Raw genomic sequence first — 21326 nt, 5'->3', positions numbered from 1 at the left:
GACGCTCCGGAGGGGAGGCGCATCGGCCAGCATGGCCGGATGCGCCTCCCCTCCGTGCTCCTCCCCGGGCACCTCCCTCTCGCGGAGCTGTGCGCCGCCCGCCTCGACGGCGAGCTGGTCGCGCTCGACGAGGGCTTCCTCGTCGCGGACCTGCCCCTGGGGGCGTCCGAGCGGGCCGCCTCCCTGCGCTCGTTGCTCCCCCGCGGCGCCGTCGCCGATCGTCTCTCCGCCGCATGGGTGCACGGGGCGACGCACGGCCCGCCGCCGGTGCACAGCGCCTCGATCGACCGGCGGAAGCGCCGGCAGGCGCCGTCGAACCCCCGCCTGCGCTGCCACGAGGTCCTGCTCGACGAGGACGACGTCGTCCTCCTCGGCGGCGCGCCGGTCACGTCGCCTGCTCGCACGCTGATCGACCTCGCCCGGACGGAGGACGCGGGCGCGATCCTCCGGGCGCTCTCTCGGAGCACCCGGACCGGCCTCGACGCCGTCCTCGCGAGGCTGGAGGAGGGCAGCGCCGTCGCCGGACGGAGGATCGTCGGACGACGGCTGCGGGCGGCGCTCGGCGAGGCGCCGCCCGGGGATCAGCCCGCGTTCACCCGGTAGACGTCGTAGACGGCGTCGATCCGGCGCACGGCGTTCAGCACGCGGTCCAGGTGGGTGGTGTCGCCCATCTCGAAGACGAACCGGCTGATCGCCAGCCGGTCGCTCGAGGTCGAGACCGTCGCCGAGAGGATGTTGACGTGGTGCTCCGAGAGCACGCGCGTCACGTCGCTCAGCAGGCCCGAGCGGTCCAGCGCCTCGACCTGGATCTGCACGAGGAAGATGCTCTTGGAGGACGGCGCCCACTCGACGTCGACGATCCGCTCCGGTTCCTTCAGCAGCTCCTGCACGTTGTGGCAGCTCGCCTGGTGCACGGAGACGCCGGCTCCCCGCGTCACGAATCCGACGATCTGATCGCCCGGAACCGGAGTGCAGCACTTCGCGAGCTTCACGAGGATGTCCGGCGCGCCCTTCACGAGGACGCCCGACTCGCTGCTCCGGCTCCGCGGCCGGGGCGAGCGCGGGAGGGTGACCTCGTTCTCGTCCGACTCCGGATCGCCCTGGATGGAGGAGACGACCTTCTCGAGCACCGACTGGGTCGAGACGTGGCCCTCGCCGACGGCCGCGTAGAGCGCCTCGACGTCGTTGTAGCGCAGCTGGCTGGCCACCTCGGTGAAAGTGTCCTGGCTCATCAGCTTCTGCAGCGGCAGGTTCTGCTTCCGCATCGCCCGGGCGATGGAGTCCTTGCCCTGCTCGATCGCCTCGTCGCGCCGCTCCTTGGTGAACCACTGCCGGATCTTGTTGCGGGCCCGCGGGCTCTGCACGAAGTGGAGCCAGTCCTGGCTCGGTCCCGAGTCGGGGTTCTTCGAGGTGAAGACCTCGACCACGTCGCCCGTCGTCAGAGCCGACTCCAGCGGCACGAGGCGCCCGTTGACCTTGGCGCCCATCGTCCGATGCCCGACCTCGGTGTGCACCGCGTAGGCGAAGTCGACCGGGGTCGCACCGGTCGGCAGGCCGATCACGCGTCCCTTCGGGGTGAAGACGTAGACCTCCTTGGCGCCGATCTCGAAGCGGAGGGAGTCGAGGAACTCGTTCGGGTCTGTGGTCTCCGACTGCCAGTCCGAGAGGTGCGCGAGCCAGGCGAGGTCGGTGTCGTTCGATCCGGAGGTGGGCACCTTGCCGGTGGCCATCTGCTCCTTGTACTTCCAGTGCGCCGCGATGCCGAACTCCGCGTGCTGGTGCATCTCGTTGGTGCGGATCTGGATCTCGACCGCACGCCCCTTCGGCCCGACGACCGTCGTGTGCAGCGACTGGTAGAGGTTGAACTTCGGAGTGGCGATGTAGTCCTTGAACCGGCCCGGCATCGGCGTCCACCGGGCGTGGATCGAGCCGAGCACGGCGTAGCAGTCGCGCACCGAGTTCACGAGGACGCGGATGCCGACCAGGTCGTAGATCTCGTCGAACTCGCGACCGCGGACGACCATCTTCTGGTAGATCGAGTAATACTGCTTCGGCCGGCCGACGACACGACCGCGGATCCGCCCGGCCCGCAGGTCCTCGCTGATCAGGTCGATGACGTTCTGCACGAACTCCTCGCGCTGCGGCGTCCGCCGCTTCACCAGGCTCTCGATCTCGTTGTAGATCTTGGGGTAGAGCACCGCGAAGGACAGGTCCTCGAGCTCCCACTTGATCGCCTGGATGCCGAGGCGGTGCGCCAGCGGCGCGTAGATCTCGAGAGTCTCGGTGGCCTTGCGGGCGGCGGATTCGGCGGGGACGAAGCCCCAGGTCCGCGCGTTGTGGAGGCGGTCGGCGAGCTTGATGATCAGGACGCGGATGTCCTTCGACATCGCCACGATCATCTTGCGGACGGTCTCGGCCTGCGCGCTGTCGCCGTACTTGACCTTGTCGAGCTTGGTGACGCCGTCGACGAGCATCGCGACCTCGTCGCCGAAGTCCGCGCGGAGCTCGTCGAGCTGGTAGTCGGTGTCCTCGACGGTGTCGTGCAGCAGCGCGGCGGCGATCGTCTTCGAGCCGATGCCGAGGTCGGCGAGGATCTGCGCGACGGCCAGCGGATGAGTGATATAGGGCTCGCCGCTGCGGCGCTTCTGGTTCGCGTGCGCCCGCTCCGCGACCGAGTACGCGCGCTCGATCAGCGCGATGTCGCTCTTCGGATGGTGCATCCGGACGGTGCGGACGAGGGTGTCGACAGCACCGGAGGGCTGCGCGCGCGAGAAGATCCGCGGGACCAGTCTGCGCAGGGCAGCGGTCGAGGACGTCGTCGTCGTTTCCGTCACGCGAGGATCTCCATCGCCCCATTATCGCCCGTGCGGACGGCGCCGATGACCGTTCCGCCCGGGGCGGACGGCGCCGGCGTCAGCCGATGCGTCCCGGGCGCCCCTCGCCGTCGACCACGTCGCCGCCCGCCGCGGCCCAGGCGGTCATGCCGGCGTCGACGTTGGCGACCTCGTAGCCGGCGCCGTCGAGGGCCTGCGTCACCATCGCGGAGCGGACTCCGGAGTGGCAGACCACCAGGATCGCCGTGTCGGCCGGGAGCTCGTCCTGCCGGGCGCCGATCTCCCCCATCGGGATGTGGTGGGCGGCCGGAGCATGCCCCGCCGCCCACTCGTGCGGCTCCCGGACGTCGAGCAGCCAGACCTCGTCGCGCTCGACGAGTCCGACGGCGTCGGCCGCCGTGACCTGTGCGTAGTCGGCCACGGCTCAGCCCTGCACGGCCGGCGCGGCCGGCGCGGTCGCCTTCGCCCGGGCCGACTCCACGCGCTTGTCGTGCTTGGAGATCTCGGGCTCCCGGCTGCGCAGCTGGGCGTACAGCGGCGCCGCGACGAAGATCGTCGAGTACGTGCCGACGATGATGCCGATCAGCAGGGCGAGCGAGATGTCGCGGAGCGTGCCCGCGCCGAGGACGAACGCACCGATCACGAGGATCGCGGCCACCGGGAGGGCGGCGACGATCGAGGTGTTGATGGAGCGCACGAGAGTCTGGTTCTCGGCCAGGTTCACCGTCTCGGAGAAGGTGCGGGTCGTGCTGCCGAGCGCCTCCACGGTGTTCTCGCGGATCTTGTCGAAGACCACGACCGTGTCGTAGAGCGAGTAGCCGAGGATCGTCAGCAGTCCGATCACCGCCGCCGGCGACACCTCGGTGCCGGTGATGCCGTAGACGCCCGCCACGATCACGAGGTCGTGCAGGAGCGCGACGATCGCCGCGAGCGACATCTTCCAGGTGCGGAAGTACGCCCACATGGCCAGGGCCGCGAGGACCACGAAGATCACCAGGCCGCGCAGGGCCTGCTGGGTCACGTCGTTGCCCCACGCCGCTCCGATGAAGGAGGAGGCGACCTGGTCGGAGGGCACGTCGTACGCCTCCGACAGGGCGTTCCGCACCGCGGTCGACTCGTCGGTCGAGAGCTGGCCGGTCTGCACGCGGATGGAGTCGTCGCCGACGATGGACACGCGCGGCACGGTCTCCGGAGCGACCGAGGTCACCGCATCCGTCGCCGTCGCCTGCTCGAGGCTCGACGGCGAGGACACCGTGAACTGCGAGCCGCCGGTGAACTCGATGCCGAAGTTGAAGCCGCCGCGGGCGACCGTACCGAGCAGCGTGATCAGGATCAGGGCGAGTGAGACGAGGTACCACGTGCGGCGCCGGCCGACGAAGTCGATCGATCGCGCACCGGTGTAGAGGTCGTTTCCGAACTGCGAGAAGCTGGCCATCACGCGTCCTTCCCGTTCGAGTCGTTGGAGTCGCGCAGGCCGGCCGCCTCGGCGGCCTTCCGCTCGGCGATGGTCTGGCGCTTGGCCGCCTCACGGGACGCGGAGGCGCGCTTGCCGGCGACCACCTGGTCCTGCGGACGGAAGGCGGCACGGCCGCGGTAGACGGCCCCGAGCGCCCGGGGATCCAGGCCCGACGCCTTGTGCCCCTCGGCGAAGAACGGTCTCGTGGCCATCAGCTGCAGGATCGGGTGGGTGAACAGCGCCACCACGATCAGGTCGATGATCGTCGTGATCCCGAGGGTGAGCGCGAAGCCGCGGACACTGCCGACGGCGAGGAGGAAGAGGACCACCGCGGCGAGCAGGTTCACCATGTCGGACGCGAAGATCGTGCGCAGCGCGCGCCGCCAGCCCGACTCGACGGCGGACTCGAGGCCGCGTCCGTCGCGCAGTTCGTCGCGGATGCGCTCGAAGTACACGATGAACGAGTCGGCCGTGATGCCGATCGCGACGATGAGACCCGCGACTCCTGCGAGCGAGAGGCGCAGTCCCTCCCGCCAGGACAGCAGCGTGACGACGAGGTAGGTGACGATCGCCGCGACGAGCAGCGAGGCGATCGTGACGGCTCCGAGCACGCGGTACTGCGCGATGGAGTAGACGATGACGAGGATCAGGCCGATGAGGCCGGCGAGCAGGCCGCTGGCGAGCTGGGCGGAGCCGAGCGTCGCCGAGATGCTGTCCGAGCTCTGGACCTGGAAGCCGATCGGCAGCGCGCCGTACTTGAGCTGGTCGGCGAGCGTCTTCGACGACTCCTGCGTGAAGGAGCCCGAGATCTGCGCGTTGCCGTCCGTGATGGCGGCGTTCGTCGACGGGGCCGAGATGACCCGGCCGTCGAGGACGATCGCGAACTGGTTCTGCGCACCCTGCAGCGCCACGAGGCGCGAGGTCGTGGCGCCGAAGGCCTGCGTGCCCTGGTCGTCGAACGAGAGGTTGACGGCCCAGGTGCCGGTGCTGGCACCGGAGGAGGTCGTCATCAGGCCGTTCGAGGCGTCCGAGATGTCCTCGCCGGTGATCTCCACCGGGCCGAGGACGTACTTCACCGTCCCGCTGTCGTCGCAGGTGATGAGCGGCTGGTCGGCCGGGGCGAGGTTCGGGTCCTGGCCGTTGAGGTACGCGCAGTCGAACGAGGTGTACTGGGCCTCGAGCGCCGGCGTGAGGTAGGCGAGGTCGCTCGCGTTCGTCGGCGAGGCGGTCGGCTCCGTCGAGAGCGACGGGTCGACGGGTGTCGGCGTGGGCGAGGACGTCGCGTCGCCGCCGACCGAGCTGTTGGTGGCCTGGCTCGCGACGAGGACCGGGCGGAAGTCGAGCTTCGCCGAGGCCTCGATGCGCTGGAGCGTCTCGTCGTCGGGCGTGCCGGGGATCGAGACGACGATGTTGCTCGAGCCCTGGGTCGTGATCTCGGCCTCGGAGACGCCGGACGCGTCGATGCGCTGGCGGATGATCGAGACGGCCTGCGTCAGCTGCTCCGACGAGACGGTGTCGCCGTCGTTCAGCTGCGGCTGCAGGACGATCTGCGTGCCGCCCTCGAGGTCGAGGGCGAGCTTCGGCGTCCAGGAGCCGCCGCCCCAGAGGACGGCCGCCGTGTTGAGTCCGACGAGAGCGAGGATCAGGACACCGAGCCAGCTCAGGGAGCGGCGGGCCTTCCGGACGGGGGTTGATGCGGCCACCCAGGGCTCAGCTTTCTCTTCGGTCGACGGTGATCGGCCCGGGGACGCCCGGGCGTGGAGAAGGGCGGGCGGGCGCCGATGCGCCCGGCCCGCCCAGGAGACTACTGCGCGTCGGGGCGGCGGTCGCGCTCGACCGGGTCCACCAGCGGGTCGCGGTGCGCGGAGTCGCGCTCGCCGAACTCGGGCGAGCCGGTCGCGGTCAGCGGGTCGGCCTCGTCCTCGGTCTCGACGACGACGGCGTTCTCGCTCGGGTCGATGAGGCGGGCGATCGCCTGACGGTGGATGGTCAGCAGCGTGCCGGGGGTCGACTCGATGACGATCTTGTTCGCCTCGTCGTCGATCGACACGACGGTGCCGAAGAGGCCGGAGCCGGTCATGAGCTCCACCCCCGGCTGGAGGTTGTTCTTCATGCTCTCCGCGTCGCGCTGGCGCTTCTTGTTGTTGCGGAACATGAAGATGATCATCACGGCGAGCAGCAGGACGAGCAGGATGATCGTCGGATCCATGGGTGGGCCTTCCGGAGTGGATGGGCGATCCGCCGCGCGGCCTCAGGTCGAGGCGGAGCGGATCGAGCGGCCCGTCGGGCCTAGAGAATCATAGATCATCGGGGAACAGGGGCGGCTGAGCCGCCGTCCCCCGGGGGTCGATGCCGAAGTGGCGGTAGGCGGCGGGGGTCGCCACGCGGCCGCGCGGCGTCCGGGTCAGCAATCCGATCCGCACGAGGAACGGCTCGACGACGGCCTCGACCGTCTCCGCCTCCTCCCCCACCGACACGGCGAGGGTGTTCAGGCCGACCGGCCCGCCGTCGAAGCGGGTCAGCACGATCTCCATCACCGCGCGGTCGAGCCGGTCGAGTCCGATCGCGTCGACGTCGTAGAGCTCCAGCGCCGCGCGGACGGCGGTCACGTCGGCCCGTCCGCCGTGGACCAGGGCGAAGTCCCGCACCCGCCGGAGCAGGCGGTTGGCGATGCGCGGGGTGCCTCGGCAGCGGCCGGCGATCTCGGCGATCGCGTCCGCGTCGATGTCGAGCTCGAGCAGCCGTGCCGCCCGGGCGAGCACCTGCCGCAGCTCGTCCTCCGCGTAGAACTCGAGGTGCGCGGTGAAGCCGAAGCGGTCGCGGAGCGGATTGGGCAGCAGGCCGGAGCGGGTCGTGGCGCCGACGAGCGTGAACGGGGCGAGATCCAGCGGGACGGACGTCGCTCCCGCCCCCTTGCCGACCATGATGTCGATCCGGAAGTCCTCCATCGCGAGGTAGAGCATCTCCTCCGCGGAGCGCGCCATGCGGTGGATCTCGTCGATGAAGAGGATCTCGCCGGGCAGCAGCGAGGAGAGGACGGCGGCGAGGTCGCCCGCGTGCTGGATCGCGGGGCCGCTGGAGAGCCGCAGGGGCGAGGAGCTCTCCTCCGCCACGATCATCGCGAGGGTCGTCTTGCCGAGACCGGGCGGGCCCGCCAGGAGGATGTGGTCGGGGGTCCGGCCCTGCATGGCCGCGGCCTTGAGCAGCAGCTCGAGCTGGCCGCGCACCTTGCGCTGGCCGACGAACTCGCTGAGGTTCCTGGGCCGCAGGGCGCCCTCGAAGGCGACCTCGGCCTCCGATGCGACCGCGGCGCCCAGCACCTCGTCGCTCACGAGCGGGCCGCCGGACCGAGGCGGGCGAGGGCGAGCCGGAGCAGCGCCTGCACGTTCGCGGCGTCGGAGGCCTGCGCGTCGAGCAGGATCTCGTCGACCACATCGGCCGCGGTGCGCTCGGGCCAGCCCAGGCCGACGAGCGCCGCGAGCACGTTCTGCGCGGCGGTGGCGGCGGGACCGGAGCCGCGGGCGGCGCGCGGACGGACGGTCACCTTGCCGGCGAGCGACAGGATGATCAGCTTGGCCGTCTTCGGGCCGATGCCGCTGACCTTCCGGAACACCCCGTCGTCCTCGTCGGCGACCGCCTGCGCGATCCGGTCCGGCTCGACCGCGCCGAGCACGCCGAGCGCGGACTTCGGGCCGACGCCGGTCACGCCGATCAGCAGCTCGAAGATCTCGAGCTGCTCCTCGTCGGGGAAGCCGTAGAGGGTGAGCGAGTCCTCGCGGACGACGAGCACGGTGCTGACCGTGGTCTCGTCGCCGACGCGCATCTCGAGCGCGTGCTGCGGGGTCACGTTCACCGCGTAGCCGACGCCGTGGACGTCGAGGACGGCGAGACTCCCGCGGGCGGAGAGGACGGTGCCGCGGAGGGAGGAGATCACCGCGTCAGTCTAGATGCTCGAACAGGCGTTCGACTCGCGGCCTCGGCGGCGCGCCACGCCCGCTGCGCTGCTGTGCCGCCCGCCGCTCCGTCGGCACCGGCTCCCGCCGACCCGGAGGACCGCGCGAGAGGCGCCCGCCAGGCGTGGCAGACGGCCAGGGCGAGGGCGTCGGCCGCGTCGGCCGGCCGCGGCGGGGCGTCGAGCCGGAGGACGCGCTGGATCATCGCGGTGACCTGGCGCTTGTCCGCGGCTCCGTAGCCGGTGACGGCGGCCTTCACCTCGCTCGGCGTGTGCATCCCGACCGGGAGCCCGCGCCGGGCCGCCGCGACGAGGGCTACGCCGCTGATCTGCGCGATGCCCATCACGGTGCTGACGTTGTTCTGCGCGAAGACCCGCTCGATCGCGACGGCGTCGGGGCGGTGCTCGTCGAGCAGCGCCTCGAGCCCGTCGCCCAGGGCCAGCAGGCGGCGCTCCAGCGCGTCGTCGGGCGGTGTCCGGAGGACCGTCACGTGCACGAGGGTCGCGCGGCGGTCGCGCGAGACGTCGACGATGCCGACGCCGCAGCGGGTGAGCCCGGGGTCGATCCCGAGGACGCGCATCAGGCCGCCCTCCAGGATCGGGCCGGGCTCACCGCGTCACTCCTCGTTCTCGAGCTCGGCGCGCACCTCTGCCGTGATGTCGAGGTTGGTGTAGACGTTCTGCACGTCGTCCGAGTCCTCGAGCGCGTCGATCAGGCGGAAGACCTTGCGAGCCGTCTCGGCGTCGGCCTCGACCTGGAGGGAGGCGACGAACTCGATGTCGGCGGAGTCGTAGTCGATGCCCGCCTCCTGCAGGGCCGAGCGGGCCGGGACGAGCTCGCTCGGCTCGACGCGGACCTCGAAGCTCTCGCCGTGGTCGAGCACGTCGTCGACGCCGAAGTCGAGGACCGCGCCGAGCACGTCGTCCTCGGTGACGCTCTCTCCGTGGGGCACGGAGATGACGCCCTTGCGTGCGAAGTTGTAGGCGACGCTGCCCGGGTCGGCCATGGTGCCGCCGTTGCGGGTCATCGCGGTGCGGACGTCCGCCGCGGCGCGGTTCTTGTTGTCGGTGAGGCACTCGACGAGCAGGGCGATGCCGTTGGGGCCGTAGGCCTCGTACATGATCGTCGTGTAGTCGATGACCTCGCCGGTGAGGCCGGCGCCGCGCTTGATCGCGCGGTCGATGTTGTCGTTCGGCACCGAGGTCTTCTTCGCCTTCTGCACGGCGTCGACGAGCGTCGGGTTGCCGGAGAGGTCGGCGCCGCCGATCTTGGCGGCCACCTCGATGTTCTTGATCAGCTTGGCGAAGGACTTCGCGCGGCGCGAGTCCTTGATCGCCTTCTGGTGCTTGGTCGTGGCCCACTTGGAATGCCCGGACACGGTGCTCCCTCGGAAATCTCGTTGCGTGCGGCCCCCGAGGGCGCCGCTGATGGCAGGGGCCAGTCTATTCGAGAGCCGGTCCGCGCCGGTCTCGGCCCGAGCACCGAGACTTCCACACCCTCCTCGCCGGAGACGAGCCGCCGTCTCGGCAGCCCCCGCACCGCCGAACCAGTGATCCGCGTGCCAGCGGATCGCTGTAGGCGGACGCGACCCGCTCCACCCGCCCCGCCAACTCCGAGAGCCGACCGCGGCGAGCCGGGCAGGGACCGGCTCCCACAAGCACCGCCGAACGCACGATCCGCGTCCCAGCGGATCGCGCTAGGCGGACGCGACCCGCTCCACCCACCCAGCCACCCCCGAGAGCCGACCGCGGCGAGCCGGGCAGGGACCGGCTCGCCACAAGCACAGCCGAACCAGTGGTCCGCGTGCCAGCGGATCGCTGTAGGCGGACGCGCCCCGCTCCACCCGCCCCGCCATCTCCGGAAGCCGACCGCGGCGAGCCGGGCAGGGACCGGCTCGCTATTTGATCAGCCGCGACAGCAGCCGGTCGGCGAGGATCCTGCCGTCGGTCTGGCAGGTGGGGCAGTACTGGAGCGTGGAGTCGTGGAAGACCACCTGGCGGATCGTGTCGCCGCAGACGGGGCACGCCTCTCCTGTGCGGCCGTGGACGCGCATGCCGAGCTTCTTCTCGCGCTTGAGGTCGGCCGCGTGCAGGCCCTCGGCGCGGGCGAGCGCCTCCTCGAGTGTGTAGCGGAGGGCCGCGTAGAGGCGGTCCAGCTCGTCGGCGGTGAGCGCGGCGGGCTTGAAGGGCGACATGCGCGCCACGTGGAGGATCTCGTCGGAGTAGGCGTTGCCGATGCCGGCGATGCGGGACTGGTCGCGGAGGACGCCCTTCACCTGCGCCCTGCCCGCCGTGGCGAGGATCGCGCCGAGGATCTCCTCGGTGAACTCCGGGTCCAGCGGATCGGGACCCAGCCGGGCGACGCCCGGGACGTCGAGCGGATCGGCGACGATCGAGAGCGCGAGGCTCTTCTTGGTGCCGGCCTCCGTCACGTCGAACCCCGACCCGTCGTCGAGGACGAGCCGCGCGGCGAGCGGTCCCCGGCCGGGCTTCGCCGGCGCCGTCGGCCGCTCGGGCCGCCAGCGGACCCAGCCGGCGCGGGCGAGGTGCAGGAGGACGTGGGCTTCGCCGACTGCGATGTCGAGGAACTTGCCGTGCCGCGATACTCCGTGGACGGTCTCGCCGGACAGAGCCGACGGCGGGATGGCGACGGTCTTGAGCGCGGAGATCGCGAACACGTCGAGCCGCTCGAGGACGCGTCCGCCCAGGCGCGCGTCGAGATCGAGGGCGAGGGCCTGGACCTCGGGGAGTTCGGGCATGCGACCACCCTGGCCCGCGGGTCCCGCACCGTCCACCCCTGGCGGAGGGGACGGCAGCGGGTCAGTCGCCGAAGCGCGTCGCCGCGACCTTCCGCAGGAACAGCTCGTGGAACCGGTAGTCGCCGGTGATCTCGGGATGGAACGCCGTCCCGAGGAGGTTGCCCTGCTCGACCGCGACCACCCGCCCGTCGGCGACACTGGCGAGCGCGGTCGCCCGCTCGCCCAGCTCCTCCACGACCGGTGCGCGGATGAAGACCGCGTGCACCGGCGGATCGCCGATGGCCGGCACGTCGAGATCGGTCTCGAAGGAGTCGAGCTGGTTGCCGAACGCGTTCCTCCGGACCGACACGTCCAGGCCGCCGAAGCTGCTCTGGCCGTCGATGCGGTCGAGGACCCGGTCGGCGAGCATGATCAGCCCGGCGCAGGTCCCGTAGACGGGCATCCCCGCACTGATCGCCTCGACGACCGGCTCCGCGAGGCCGAAGAGGCGCGACAGCTTGTCCATCACCGTGGACTCGCCGCCCGGGATGACCAGCCCCGCGACGGTGGCGAGCTCCTCCGGGCGTCGCACCAGCACCACCTCGGCGCCCAGCTCGCGCAGGACGTGCGCGTGCTCGCGGAAGTCGCCCTGCAGCGCGAGGACCCCGACGCGGAGCCCCTCGAGGGACTCCCGCGTCGATCCTGCGCCGGCGAGCGGCGCGTCGGCGCTACCAGCCACGCTCGGCGAGGCGGTGCGGCGCGGGCACGTCGGCCACGTTGATGCCGACCATCGCCTCGCCCAGGCCGCGCGAGGCCTCCGCGACGACCTTCGCGTCGTCGAAGAAGGTGGTCGCCTTCACGATCGCGGCCGCGCGCTTGGCGGGCTCGCCCGACTTGAAGACGCCGGAGCCGACGAACACGCCGTCGGCGCCCAGCTGCATCATCAGCGCCGCGTCGGCCGGGGTCGCGACCCCGCCGGCGGTGAAGAGGACGACGGGGAGCTTGCCGGTCCGGGCGATCTCGACGACCAGGTCGTAGGGGGCCTGCAGCTCCTTGGCGGCGACGTAGAGCTCGTCCTTGGTCATCGCCTTCAGGCGGTTGACCTCGCCGGAGATCGTGCGGATGTGCTTGGTCGCCTCGGAGACGTCGCCGGTGCCGGCCTCGCCCTTCGAGCGGATCATCGCTGCGCCCTCGGTGATGCGGCGCAGCGCCTCGCCCAGGTTGGTCGCTCCGCAGACGAAGGGGACGGTGAAGTTCCACTTGTCGATGTGGTTCACGTAGTCGGCGGGCGAGAGGACCTCGGACTCGTCGATGTAGTCGACGCCGAGCTCCTGCAGGATCTGCGCCTCGACGAAGTGGCCGATGCGCGCCTTCGCCATGACGGGGATCGACACGGCGGAGACGATGCCGTCGATCAGGTCGGGGTCGCTCATGCGTGCGACGCCGCCCTGCGAGCGGATGTCGGCGGGGACGCGCTCGAGCGCCATGACGGCGACCGCGCCGGCGTCCTCCGCGATGCGGGCCTGATCGGCGTCGACGACGTCCATGATGACGCCGCCCTTGAGCATCTCGGCGAGACCGCGCTTGACGCGGCTGGAGCCGAACTGCTCGGGAGCGGACGAGGACGGAGTGGTGGTGTCGGTCATGTTCGCGAGTCCTGTTCTGTGCGGCGACTTCCGCCGACGGCAGCTCCGAGTCTACGAGACGGCGCCCGCCGTCCGCGGCGCTGGACAGGGGGCCGGGCGGCGGTCTAGAGGCTCGGCCAGGCCGCCGCGAGGCTCGCCCGCACGTCGCCGAGCAGCTGCGGGAGCGCCTTCGTGCGGGCGATGATCGGGAAGAAGTTCGCGTCGGTCGCCCAGCGCGGAACCACGTGCTGGTGCAGGTGCGCGGCGATCCCCGCTCCCGCGACCGCGCCCTGGTTCATCCCGAGGTTGAAGCCGTCGTTGTTCGAGACCGAGCGGACGACGCGCATGGCCGTCTGCGTGAGCGCTCCGATCTCGGCCACTTCCTCGGGAGTGGCCTCGTCGTAGAGCGGGATGTGCCGGTACGGGCAGACCAGGAGGTGGCCGGAGTTGTACGGGAACAGGTTCAGCAGGACGTAGGCGTGCTCCCCGCGGGCGACGATGAGGGCCTCCTCGTCGCTCAGCGTCGGCGCCACGCAGAAGGGGCAGTCGTCGGCTCCGGGCTGCCCCTTCTGGATGTAGACCATCCGGTGCGGCGTCCACAGGCGCTGGAACTCGTCGGGAACCCCGGCGAGGTGCGCCGAGCCCTCCGCTCCCTCGGGCACGCAGCCGTCGCTCACGCTCAGACCTGCGCCTTCGAGGCGACGGCCTCGCGGATGCGCGCGACGGCGTCGGCGACCGGGATCCCGTTCTCCTGCGTGCCGTCGCGGAAGCGGAAGCTGACGGCTCCGGCGTCGCGGTCCTTCTCCCCCACGATCATCTGGAAGGGCACCTTCTGCAGCGTGGCGTTGCGGATCTTCTTCTGCATCCGGTCGCTGGAGTAGTCGATCTCGGCGCGGATGCCCGACCTCTTGAGCTCGCCGACGACCTCCTCGAGGTAGGGCAGGTACTCGTCGGCGATCGGGATGCCCACGACCTGGACCGGCGACAGCCAGACCGGGAACGCCCCGGCGTAGTGCTCGGTGAGGATCGCGAAGAAGCGCTCGATGGAGCCGAAGAGCGCGCGGTGGATCATCACGGGCCGCTTCTTCGAGCCGTCCGAGGCCGTGTACTCGAGCTCGAAGCGCTCGGGCTGGTTGAAGTCGAGCTGGATGGTCGACATCTGCCAGGTGCGGCCGATGGCGTCGCGCGCCTGCACCGAGATCTTCGGACCGTAGAAAGCCGCTCCTCCCGGATCCGGAACCAGCTCGAGACCGGAGGCGACGGCGACCGCGCGCAGCGACTCGATCGCCTCCTCCCACTGCTCGGGCGCACCGACGAACTTCGGGTTGCCCTCCTCGTTCGTGGACAGCTCGAGGTAGAAGTCGTCGAGGCCGTAGTCGCGCAGCACCTGCAGCACGAACTCGAGGTTGCGGGTCAGCTCGGCCGACACGTCCTCCTGCGCGACGTAGATGTGGGCGTCGTCCTGGGTCAGGCCGCGCACGCGGGTGAGGCCCTGCAGGGTGCCGCTCTTCTCGTAGCGGTACACGGTGCCGAACTCGGCCAGGCGCAGCGGGAGCTCGCGGTAGCTGCGGCCGCGCGAGCGGAAGATCAGGTTGTGGAACGGGCAGTTCATGGGCTTGAGGTAGTAGTCCTGGCCCTGGCGGGTGACGTTGCCGTCCTCGTCCTGCAGCTCGTCGAGGTGCATCGGGGGGAACATCCCCTCGGAGTACCACTGCAGGTGCCCGCTCGTGAGGAACAGGTCGCCCTTGGTGATGTGCGGCGTGTAGACGAGCTCGTAGTCGTGGGCGAGCAGCTGCTCGCGCATGTACTGCTCGATCTCGTAGCGGATGATCCCGCCCTTGGGGTGGAAGACCGCGAGGCCGGAGCCGATCTCGTCCGGGAAGGAGAACAGGTCGAGCTCGTGGCCGAGCTTGCGGTGGTCGCGGCGCGCCGCCTCCTCGAGGCGGGCCTGGTGCTCGCGCAGCTCGTCCTTCGTGGGCCACGCGGTGCCGTAGACGCGCTGCAGCTGCGGGTTCTTCTCCGAGCCGCGCCAGTAGGCGGCAGCGTTGCGGGTCAGGGCGTAGCCGTTGCCGATCATGCGGGTGTTGGGCAGGTGCGGGCCGCGGCAGAGGTCCTTCCAGACCGTCTCGCCGGAACGCGGGTCGACGTTGTCGTAGATGGTGAGCTCGGCGCCGCCGACCTCGACGCTCTCGTCCTCGGCTCCCCCGCCCTTGATCCCGATCAGCTCGAGCTTGTAGGGCTCGCCGGCGAGCTCGGCGCGCGCCTCCTCCTCGGAGACGACGCGGCGCACGAACCGCTGGCCCTGGCGGACGATGCGGTCCATCGCCTTCTCGAGCGCCTTCATCGCCTCGGGCGTGAAGGGCTCCTCGACGTCGAAGTCGTAGTAGAAGCCGTCGGTGACGGGCGGGCCGATGCCCAGCTTCGCCTCCGGGTTGATCTGCTGCACCGCCTGTGCGAGCACGTGGGCCGCGGAGTGGCGGAGGATGTTCAGCCCGTCCGGCGAGGAGATGAGCACCGGCTCGATGCGGTCGCCCGGCACGACGTCGGCGGCGAGGTCCTTGAGCTCCCCGTTGACGCGGATCGCGACCACGGCCCGGTCGGTGAAGTGCGTGAATCCCGTGCCCGCCTCGGTGACGACCGAGTGGGACTCGTTCTCTGCGGGATTCGACGGTTCGTTCGACACGTGCGGGCACTCCTCGGGCTCGGTTGACCCCTCGACTGTAGTCGGCGGCGGCCTCTACCCGAGCGCGTCGAGCACGCGGACGCCGAGCGCGCGCAGAGCGGAGGCGAGCTCGTCCCGGTCGGCGCCGGGGAGCACGAGCGAGCTGCGCTCGAGCTGGTGCAGGAGGACCTCCTCCAGGCCGGGCGGCAGGGAGTCCACGGCGAGCGCCCCCTCGAGTGCGGCGAGCACGGCGACGACGGCCACCGCGTCGCGTGCCGCGAGTCTGCGTGCGCTGATCTCCATGCGTCTCCGTCCGTGTCGTCCGACCCCGTCACCCTGCCGACAGGACGTGCCCCGGAGAGGGGCGCGGGGGCGACCGGTGCGCAATCCGTCCAGGTGGCATCCTGGTCCGATGGGTGCCGGTCCTGCGCTGCAGCGCTTCACGCGCTCCGGGGCCGACCTGGAGGAGGCGCGGCGCTTCTACTCGGACGGCTACGGCGGGTCGGGATTCCGGACGGAACCGGTCGAGCGGCCCTTCTCCTTCCGCTACGACGTCTCCGGGAGCGAGGGCGTGAGCCTGCGGACGTCTGTTTTCCGGGGCTCCGTGTCCGGGGGGCTGCGTCCGGCGGGCGAGTACGTCGTCTCGTGGTTCCTCTCCGGCACGAGCGTGGTGGACCCGGAGGGCGATCGGATCGTCCACCTGCCGGGGCGGCCGGTCGTGTTCCCCAGCGCGCGTCCGTTCGAGTTCGTCAGCCGCGACTTCCAGCAGCGGCTCGTGCACGTGGCCGCCGGCCTCCTCGAGCAGGTCGCGTCCGAGGCCGGCGACGGCGTGCCGCTGCCGCTCGTCTTCGACCACCGCTCGATCGCCTCCGCGTCGGCACTCCCGGGCTGGTGGCGGGCGGTCGACGACTTCGCGGGCGTCCTCCGGTCGGGGAGCGAGGCGACAGCGCTGCAGCTCGTGGCGGCCGAGCGCGGCATCGCTCTGCACCTGCTCGCGACCTTCGCGCACCGGCCGGTCGTCGTTCCGGCGCAGGTGCTGCGGCCGGGGCTCGAGCACCTGCTGCGTGCCGCCGAGTTCCTGCACGCGTTCGCCGCGTCGCCCGTCACCGTGTCCGACATCGCGACAGCGGCGGGGCTCACTCCGCGGGCGCTGCAGGCCGCGTTCCGGAGGCACTTCGGCGACACTCCGCTCGGCTACCTGCGCGGCGTGCGTCTCGACCGGGCGCGCGTCGAGCTGCGCGAGGGCGCTCCGGGCGAGGAGACCGTGCGCGCCGTCTCCGCGCGCTGGGGCTTCCTCAACCAGGGCCGCTTCTCGGGGGCGTACCACCGCCGCTTCGGCGAGTACCCGGTGGAGACCCTGCGCCGCTGACGCTCAGGCGCCGGGAGCGAGATCGCGGGCGTAGCAGACCGAGTGCTCGGACCCGATGTAGGCGCCGAACGGCGGGATGGCGTGGTAGCCCTCCCGGAGGTAGAACCGCATCGCGTCGGGCTGGAGCGTCCCGGTCTCCAGCACCAGGCGCGTCGTGCCCAGAGCGGCCGCCCGCGCCTCGAGCGCGCGCAGGACGGCCGTGGCCGCTCCGGTGCCGCGGGCGGCGCGGTCGGCGAACATCCGCTTCACCTCGATCGCCCCCGGTCCGAGGACGTCGTCGTCGAGAGGCCGCAGTCCGCCGCAGGCCACCGCCGTGCCGCTCGCGTCGCGGGCGACGAGGAAGACGGGCACGTCGTCGGCCGAGGGCGGCGTGCCGGGCTCGTGGTCGTCGTTGCCGTAGCGCTCGTCGAGCTCGCACCGCTGCGCGTCGCGCAGACGCTCGGCGTCCGGGTGGGTCCACGCCACCTCGTCGATGGTCCAGCTCATGAGGGCTCCTCCCGGCCGCGCGGCGGGCACGGCCGAGGCCATTCTGCCGCGCCAGCTCCCTCCGGCCGGCCCGGTGGCAACCCCTTCCGCGCCGGGCCGCAGCGGGCGTCGACTGGAGGCCCACCGACGAAAGGACTCACCGTGCTCTCCGACTCCCCCATCGGCCCCGTTCTGCTCTCCCGCGACCTCGCCGCCTCCCGCGCCTTCTACGCCGGCTCCCTGGGACTGGAGGTCCTCGAGGAGAGCGAGTCGGCGATCGCCTACTCCTGCGGCGGCACGCGGCTCACCGTCACCGCCAGCACCACGGGCTCGAAGGACGAGCAGACCAAGGCCGCCTGGCGGGTGGCCGACCTGCGCGCCGAGCTGGACGCGCTGGCGGCTCGGGGCGTGGCTCCGGAGGACTACGACAGCGACGAGCTGCGCACCGAGAACGGCGTGGCCGACCGCGGCAGCGTCTGGGCGTCCTGGATCCTCGATCCCGACGGGAACGCGCTCGGCATCGAGCAGCCCAAGAGCTGATCGGCGCCGCTCTAGACTCGCCCCATGCCCGACGACTCCGCTCCGCTGCCCGCGCCCGGGTGGTACCCGCACCCGGCCGACCTCGGCTCGGAGCTCTACTGGGACGGCGCGGCGTGGACGGACCGGTCCCGTCCGTCCTCCTCGGCGCCCGCTCCCGCCTACGGCACGCCCCCGGGCGCTCCGGAGCAGGAGCTGTACGCCTATCCGTCCGCCCCGTCCTCCGCGGCGGGCCGCAACCCCATGGCGATCGCGAGCCTCGTGCTCGGCGTCCTGAGCCTGCTGATCAATCCGCTGCTGATCCCCTCGATCCTCGCCATCGTCTTCTCGGCGAAGGGCCGGGCGGCCGCACCGCTCGTCGGAGGCGGTCGCGGGCTCGCGACGGCCGGACTCGTCACCGGGATCCTCGGTCTGGTGTCGGGCGTCTTCACCATCGTCGGCAACCTCTCGGCCGGGGTCCCCGGCCTGGCCGGCTGACCGGGGTGCCGCGGCCCTCGACGCCCCGATGACCGCGCGCCGGAGCGCTCCCTGGCTCCTCGTCGTGGCGGTCGCCCTGGTCGCGCTGGTCCTGCGCGGTCCGATCGTCGCCGTCGCGCCCATCATCGACGCGGTGCGCGAGGACCTCGCGCTGTCCGCGGGCCAGGCGGGGATCCTCACCAGCATCCCCGTGCTCTGCTTCGCCCTGGCGACTCCGCTCGCCCTCCTGGTGATCCGCCGCGCGGGACCCGACGCCGCCGTGACCGTCACGGTGATCGGCGTCGCGCTCGGCACGATCGTCCGATCGATCGGCGACGTGGGACCGGCCGTGGCGGGCACCATCCTGATCGGCGTCTCCATCACGATCGGCAACGTCGTCCTCCCCGTCGTGATCCGGCGGGACGTCGCTCCCGAGCGCGTCGACCTCACGACGGGCGTCTACACCGCGGCCCTCAACATCGGCTCGACGATCACCTCGCTCGGCACCGCTCCGCTCGCTCTAACCCTCGGCTGGCGCGGCGCCCTGCTCGTCTGGCTCGCCCTCAACGCCCTCGCTCTGGCCGGCTGGCTCGTGGCCGTGGGGCCTCGGGCGGCCCTGCGTCCGACTCCCCGCCCGTCCCGCGCCGACCGCGCACCGGCCGCACCGGCTCCGCGGATCTTCCGCAGCGCGACCGTGCTGGCGCTCGCGCTCTGCTTCTCGAGCCAGGCGTTCTCGTACTACGGAGTGACGGCGTGGCTCCCCTCGCTGCTCGTCGACCGCAACGGCTTCTCGATCGCGACCGCGGGCGCGAGCGCCTCGGTGTTCCAGCTCGCCGCGGTCGCCGGCGCCCTCGGCGTCCCGCTCCTGGTCCGCAGGCTCGGACCGCTGGGGAGCATCGTGCTCGTCGGCCTCCTCTGGTGCACGGTGCCGGCGGGGCTGCTGCTCGCCCCGCAGCTCTGGGCGCTCTGGTGCGTGCTGGGCGGCGCGGCCCAGGGCGGAGGATTCACGGTGGTCTTCGTGCTCGTCGTGCGGCTCTCCCGCTCCGACGCCCACGCGTCGCGGCTCTCGGCCACGGTGCAGGGGATCGGCTACGCCGTGGCCGCCACCGCCCCGACCGTCATCGGCTTCGCGCACGACGCGAGCGGCGGCTGGGAGGCTCCCCTGCTGACCGTCCTCGCCGCGACCTGCTCCTTCCTCCTCTTCGGCACCCTCGCCGCCGCGCGCCAGCGCCGGGCCTGACCCGCGACACGACCGGCCGCGCCGTCAAGGGGGCCGTCCGACGACTGTCGGCCCCGTAGCGTGTCCGCATGGCCGAGCAGAGCACGACCCGCGAGAAGACAGCGCCCGATCCCGACGATTCCCGGAAGCCCGACGACGTCACCGACATCACCAAGCGCTCCTGGTTCTACGTCCTCAAGAAGACGGCCCGCGAGTTCGGCGCGGACCAGTGCACCGACCTCGCCGCCGCGCTCACCTACTACGCCGTGCTCGCGCTCTTCCCCGCCCTGCTCGCGATCGTGTCGGTGCTGGGGCTCTTCGGCCAGGCGCAGGCCACCACCGATCTGGTGCTCGACCTGATCGGGAACCTCGCGTCGAGCGAGGTCGTCGACCTGCTGCGCGACCCGATCCAGGCGCTGACCAGCTCCTCCGCCGCGGGTCTCGCCTTCGTGACCGGTGTCGTCGGAGCGATCTGGTCCGCCTCCGGCTACGTCGGCGCCTTCGGCCGCGCGATGAACCGCGTCTACCAGATCGACGAGGGGCGCCCCTTCTGGAAGCTCCGCCCGACGATGCTCGGCGTGACCGTGGTGACGGTCGTCCTGATCGTGATCGCGGCGCTCATCCTGGTGCTCAGCGGACCGGTCGCGACCGCCGTCGGCGACGTCGTGGGCCTCGGGCCCGCCGCCCTCACCGTGTGGAACATCGCGAAATGGCCGGTGCTCGTGGTCATCGCGATCGTGATCGTCGCGATCCTGTACTACTGGGCGCCCAACATCCGCCAGCCGAAGTTCCGCTGGATCAGCATCGGATCGATCGTCGCCCTGGCGATCTGGCTGATCGCCTCGACCGGCTTCGCGTTCTACGTGGCCAACTTCTCCAACTACAACAAGACCTACGGCTCGCTCGGCGCCGTGATCGTCTTCCTCCTCTGGATCTGGATCACCAACATCGCCCTGCTCTTCGGCGCGGAGTTCGACGCCGAGCTCGAGCGCGGACGCGAGCTGCAGGCGGGCATCGAGGCGGAGGAGACCATCCAGCTCCCCCCGCGCGACACCGCCGCGAGCGACAAGAAGGCGGCCGTGCACGAGAAGGACGTCCGCGACGGGCGCTGGCTGCGCCTGGCGAGCGAGAACCGCAGCGACGAGGGCGCGGCCCAGGACGACGAGGCCGCGAAGAAGAAGTGACTCAGGACTCGGCCGACCAGAGCGCGCGGTAGTAGGCCGCGCGCTCGTCGTCCGGATCCGCTCCGTACTCCGCGAGGAGCAGCGGGGTGTGGCCGGGGCCGTAGTTCCAGCCGAGGCTGACCGCGGCGACCGCCAGATCCGCCCAGCGGTCGCCCACGCCCAGGTCGCCGACGTCGACCGTGCCGCTCCAGCGTCCGTCGTCGTCGACGAGCGTGTTCGGAGCGCACGCGTCGCCGTGCACCACGACGGGGTCCACGAGCTCCGGAGCCGCGCCGAGCGCCGACGGCCGGCGCGCGAACCAGGAGTCGCCGCGCAGCTCTTCGGGCACCGCGTCGACGGGGAGCGCGTGGACCGCCCGCAGGCCGGCCGCGATCGCGCGGACGGCCTCCTCCGGCCGGGCTGTCCACTTCGGATCGATGGCGCTCCGCCCGGGCAGCGGTGCGGTGAGGAGCCACTGCCCCTCCTCGTCCTCGCCCGCCTCCAGGATCCGGGGCGCGTCGATCCGCCCCTCCAGCCAGCGCAGACGCGCGATCTCGCGACGGAGGTCGACGCCCGTGGACCGGGGATTCCACTTCAGGTACCCGGCGTCCACGCGGAAGGTCAGCCCGTCGAGCTCGTTGCGCCAGACGAGCGCCGGATCGGTGCCGCCGTTCAGGCGCCTCGCCGGCGACGGGATCCGGACGCCCTCGAGCGAGGACTGCCGTGCGAGGTCCGGACCGCTCATGCCCTCAGGGTAGGCGCCCCGATCCTGAGAGGATCCGCATGCCGCGGACCGCGCCACCCGCCTCCTCCGAGCAGCGCGCCCTTACCCTGACGGGCGTGCCGGAGC

23 protein-coding genes are annotated in these 21326 nt (G+C 71.8%); 6 read left to right on the top strand and 17 right to left on the bottom strand.

The window, feature by feature from the left end:
* Positions 1-39: 39 nt before the first annotated feature.
* Positions 40-603, top strand: a complete 564-nt coding sequence (locus C5C50_RS09100; RefSeq protein ID WP_104225333.1) for a type IV toxin-antitoxin system AbiEi family antitoxin — start codon at positions 40-42, stop codon at positions 601-603.
* Here the strand turns inward: C5C50_RS09100 and C5C50_RS09095 are convergent.
* From C5C50_RS09095 to C5C50_RS09025, 15 genes are all read right to left on the bottom strand, one after another.
* The gene (locus C5C50_RS09095) at positions 582-2834 is read right to left on the bottom strand and encodes a bifunctional (p)ppGpp synthetase/guanosine-3',5'-bis(diphosphate) 3'-pyrophosphohydrolase (protein WP_104261518.1); all 2253 of its coding nucleotides are present in this window, start codon (positions 2832-2834) and stop codon (positions 582-584) included. The two genes, C5C50_RS09100 and C5C50_RS09095, sit on opposite strands and share 22 nt — an antisense overlap.
* Before the next feature lie 79 nt (positions 2835-2913).
* A complete protein-coding gene (locus C5C50_RS09090; protein WP_104224765.1) occupies positions 2914-3255 on the bottom strand; it encodes a rhodanese-like domain-containing protein in 342 nt (113 codons plus the stop codon).
* Positions 3256-3258: 3 nt separating this feature from the next.
* Positions 3259-4269: a protein translocase subunit SecF gene (gene secF, locus C5C50_RS09085; protein ID WP_104263525.1), complete on the bottom strand. Its 1011-nt coding sequence runs from the start codon at positions 4267-4269 to the stop codon at positions 3259-3261.
* Entirely contained in the window at positions 4269-5993 is a 1725-nt protein-coding gene (secD, locus tag C5C50_RS09080) for a protein translocase subunit SecD (RefSeq protein ID WP_104257328.1), read from the bottom strand. The genes secF and secD overlap by 1 nt, the downstream gene beginning before the upstream one ends.
* 101 nt (positions 5994-6094) lie before the next feature.
* Positions 6095-6499, bottom strand: coding sequence for a preprotein translocase subunit YajC (yajC, locus tag C5C50_RS09075; RefSeq protein WP_104233318.1), 405 nt, complete (start codon positions 6497-6499; stop codon positions 6095-6097).
* 88 nt (positions 6500-6587) lie between these two features.
* Entirely contained in the window at positions 6588-7622 is a 1035-nt protein-coding gene (ruvB, locus tag C5C50_RS09070; RefSeq protein WP_104273292.1) for a Holliday junction branch migration DNA helicase RuvB, read from the bottom strand.
* Positions 7619-8224 carry a Holliday junction branch migration protein RuvA gene (gene ruvA, locus C5C50_RS09065; RefSeq protein WP_104225337.1) on the bottom strand — a complete coding sequence of 202 codons (606 nt, stop codon included), beginning with the start codon at positions 8222-8224 and terminating at the stop codon, positions 7619-7621. Before ruvA ends, ruvB begins: the two co-directional genes overlap by 4 nt.
* Positions 8221-8823, bottom strand: a complete 603-nt coding sequence (gene ruvC / locus C5C50_RS09060) for a crossover junction endodeoxyribonuclease RuvC (RefSeq protein WP_104246771.1) — start codon at positions 8821-8823, stop codon at positions 8221-8223. The genes ruvA and ruvC overlap by 4 nt, the downstream gene beginning before the upstream one ends.
* Before the next feature lie 36 nt (positions 8824-8859).
* Entirely contained in the window at positions 8860-9621 is a 762-nt protein-coding gene (locus C5C50_RS09055) for a YebC/PmpR family DNA-binding transcriptional regulator (protein WP_104224772.1), read from the bottom strand.
* A gap of 519 nt (positions 9622-10140) precedes the next feature.
* Positions 10141-11001, bottom strand: a complete 861-nt coding sequence (locus C5C50_RS09050) for an Fpg/Nei family DNA glycosylase (protein ID WP_104267372.1) — start codon at positions 10999-11001, stop codon at positions 10141-10143.
* A gap of 61 nt (positions 11002-11062) precedes the next feature.
* Positions 11063-11635 (bottom strand): pyridoxal 5'-phosphate synthase glutaminase subunit PdxT, encoded by a 573-nt coding sequence (gene pdxT, locus C5C50_RS09045; protein WP_244229657.1) that lies wholly within the window; start codon positions 11633-11635, stop codon positions 11063-11065.
* A gap of 73 nt (positions 11636-11708) precedes the next feature.
* Positions 11709-12626 (bottom strand): pyridoxal 5'-phosphate synthase lyase subunit PdxS, encoded by a 918-nt coding sequence (gene pdxS, locus C5C50_RS09040; protein ID WP_104224629.1) that lies wholly within the window; start codon positions 12624-12626, stop codon positions 11709-11711.
* A 104-nt stretch (positions 12627-12730) separates the two neighbouring features.
* On the bottom strand, positions 12731-13282 hold the full coding sequence (locus C5C50_RS09035; protein WP_244230646.1) for an HIT domain-containing protein: 552 nt from the start codon (positions 13280-13282) through the stop codon (positions 12731-12733).
* Positions 13283-13284: 2 nt separating this feature from the next.
* Positions 13285-15195 carry a threonine--tRNA ligase gene (gene thrS / locus C5C50_RS09030; RefSeq protein ID WP_244230674.1) on the bottom strand — a complete coding sequence of 637 codons (1911 nt, stop codon included), beginning with the start codon at positions 15193-15195 and terminating at the stop codon, positions 13285-13287.
* Positions 15196-15342: 147 nt separating this feature from the next.
* Positions 15343-15570 (bottom strand): hypothetical protein, encoded by a 228-nt coding sequence (locus C5C50_RS09025; protein WP_104224631.1) that lies wholly within the window; start codon positions 15568-15570, stop codon positions 15343-15345.
* 109 nt (positions 15571-15679) lie between these two features.
* On the opposite strand from C5C50_RS09025, the gene C5C50_RS09020 reads away from it, so the two are divergent.
* Positions 15680-16636, top strand: coding sequence for an AraC family transcriptional regulator (locus tag C5C50_RS09020; RefSeq protein WP_219814091.1), 957 nt, complete (start codon positions 15680-15682; stop codon positions 16634-16636).
* 3 nt (positions 16637-16639) lie between these two features.
* Here the strand turns inward: C5C50_RS09020 and C5C50_RS09015 are convergent, their stop codons facing one another.
* Positions 16640-17122 carry a GNAT family N-acetyltransferase gene (locus C5C50_RS09015; RefSeq protein WP_104225442.1) on the bottom strand — a complete coding sequence of 161 codons (483 nt, stop codon included), beginning with the start codon at positions 17120-17122 and terminating at the stop codon, positions 16640-16642.
* 141 nt (positions 17123-17263) lie between these two features.
* Here C5C50_RS09015 and C5C50_RS16970 point away from each other — a divergent pair, with 141 nt between their 5' ends.
* The 4 genes from C5C50_RS16970 to C5C50_RS08995 all read left to right on the top strand — a co-directional run bounded on the left by C5C50_RS16970 (position 17264) and on the right by C5C50_RS08995 (position 20497).
* Positions 17264-17641, top strand: a complete 378-nt coding sequence (locus C5C50_RS16970; protein WP_104224632.1) for a VOC family protein — start codon at positions 17264-17266, stop codon at positions 17639-17641.
* Between the two features lie 24 nt (positions 17642-17665).
* Complete coding sequence (locus tag C5C50_RS09005) at positions 17666-18115, top strand: DUF2510 domain-containing protein (RefSeq protein ID WP_104251081.1); 450 nt, start codon at positions 17666-17668, stop codon at positions 18113-18115.
* A gap of 28 nt (positions 18116-18143) precedes the next feature.
* Positions 18144-19334: a CynX/NimT family MFS transporter gene (locus C5C50_RS09000; protein WP_104269504.1), complete on the top strand. Its 1191-nt coding sequence runs from the start codon at positions 18144-18146 to the stop codon at positions 19332-19334.
* Between the two features lie 68 nt (positions 19335-19402).
* Positions 19403-20497 carry a YihY/virulence factor BrkB family protein gene (locus tag C5C50_RS08995; protein WP_104239455.1) on the top strand — a complete coding sequence of 365 codons (1095 nt, stop codon included), beginning with the start codon at positions 19403-19405 and terminating at the stop codon, positions 20495-20497.
* Position 20498: 1 nt separating this feature from the next.
* Here C5C50_RS08995 and C5C50_RS08990 read toward each other — a convergent pair whose 3' ends face one another.
* Positions 20499-21221, bottom strand: a complete 723-nt coding sequence (locus tag C5C50_RS08990) for an aminoglycoside 3'-phosphotransferase (RefSeq protein ID WP_104269506.1) — start codon at positions 21219-21221, stop codon at positions 20499-20501.
* Positions 21222-21326 lie beyond the last annotated feature (105 nt).

The organism is Rathayibacter sp. AY1D9, assembly GCF_002932395.1.
In the GTDB taxonomy this organism is placed as follows: Bacteria; Actinomycetota; Actinomycetes; order Actinomycetales; family Microbacteriaceae; genus Rathayibacter.
This window is presented reverse-complemented; position numbering and strand designations above follow the sequence as displayed.

Excerpts from the sequence above, each read along its gene's own strand:
- C5C50_RS09025 (WP_104224631.1), bottom strand. The coding sequence starts at position 15,570 with ATGGAGATCAGCGCACGCAGACTCGCGGCACGCGACGCGGTGGCCGTC.
- C5C50_RS09050 (WP_104267372.1), bottom strand. The coding sequence starts at position 11,001 with ATGCCCGAACTCCCCGAGGTCCAGGCCCTCGCCCTCGATCTCGACGCG.
- yajC (WP_104233318.1), bottom strand. The coding sequence starts at position 6,499 with ATGGATCCGACGATCATCCTGCTCGTCCTGCTGCTCGCCGTGATGATC.
- C5C50_RS09100 (WP_104225333.1), top strand. The coding sequence starts at position 40 with ATGCGCCTCCCCTCCGTGCTCCTCCCCGGGCACCTCCCTCTCGCGGAG.
- C5C50_RS09020 (WP_219814091.1), top strand. The coding sequence starts at position 15,680 with ATGGGTGCCGGTCCTGCGCTGCAGCGCTTCACGCGCTCCGGGGCCGAC.
- C5C50_RS08995 (WP_104239455.1), top strand. The coding sequence starts at position 19,403 with ATGGCCGAGCAGAGCACGACCCGCGAGAAGACAGCGCCCGATCCCGAC.
- C5C50_RS09000 (WP_104269504.1), top strand. The coding sequence starts at position 18,144 with ATGACCGCGCGCCGGAGCGCTCCCTGGCTCCTCGTCGTGGCGGTCGCC.
- C5C50_RS09015 (WP_104225442.1), bottom strand. The coding sequence starts at position 17,122 with ATGAGCTGGACCATCGACGAGGTGGCGTGGACCCACCCGGACGCCGAG.
- pdxS (WP_104224629.1), bottom strand. The coding sequence starts at position 12,626 with ATGACCGACACCACCACTCCGTCCTCGTCCGCTCCCGAGCAGTTCGGC.
- C5C50_RS09005 (WP_104251081.1), top strand. The coding sequence starts at position 17,666 with ATGCCCGACGACTCCGCTCCGCTGCCCGCGCCCGGGTGGTACCCGCAC.
- C5C50_RS08990 (WP_104269506.1), bottom strand. The coding sequence starts at position 21,221 with ATGAGCGGTCCGGACCTCGCACGGCAGTCCTCGCTCGAGGGCGTCCGG.
- ruvC (WP_104246771.1), bottom strand. The coding sequence starts at position 8,823 with ATGCGCGTCCTCGGGATCGACCCCGGGCTCACCCGCTGCGGCGTCGGC.
- secF (WP_104263525.1), bottom strand. The coding sequence starts at position 4,269 with ATGGCCAGCTTCTCGCAGTTCGGAAACGACCTCTACACCGGTGCGCGA.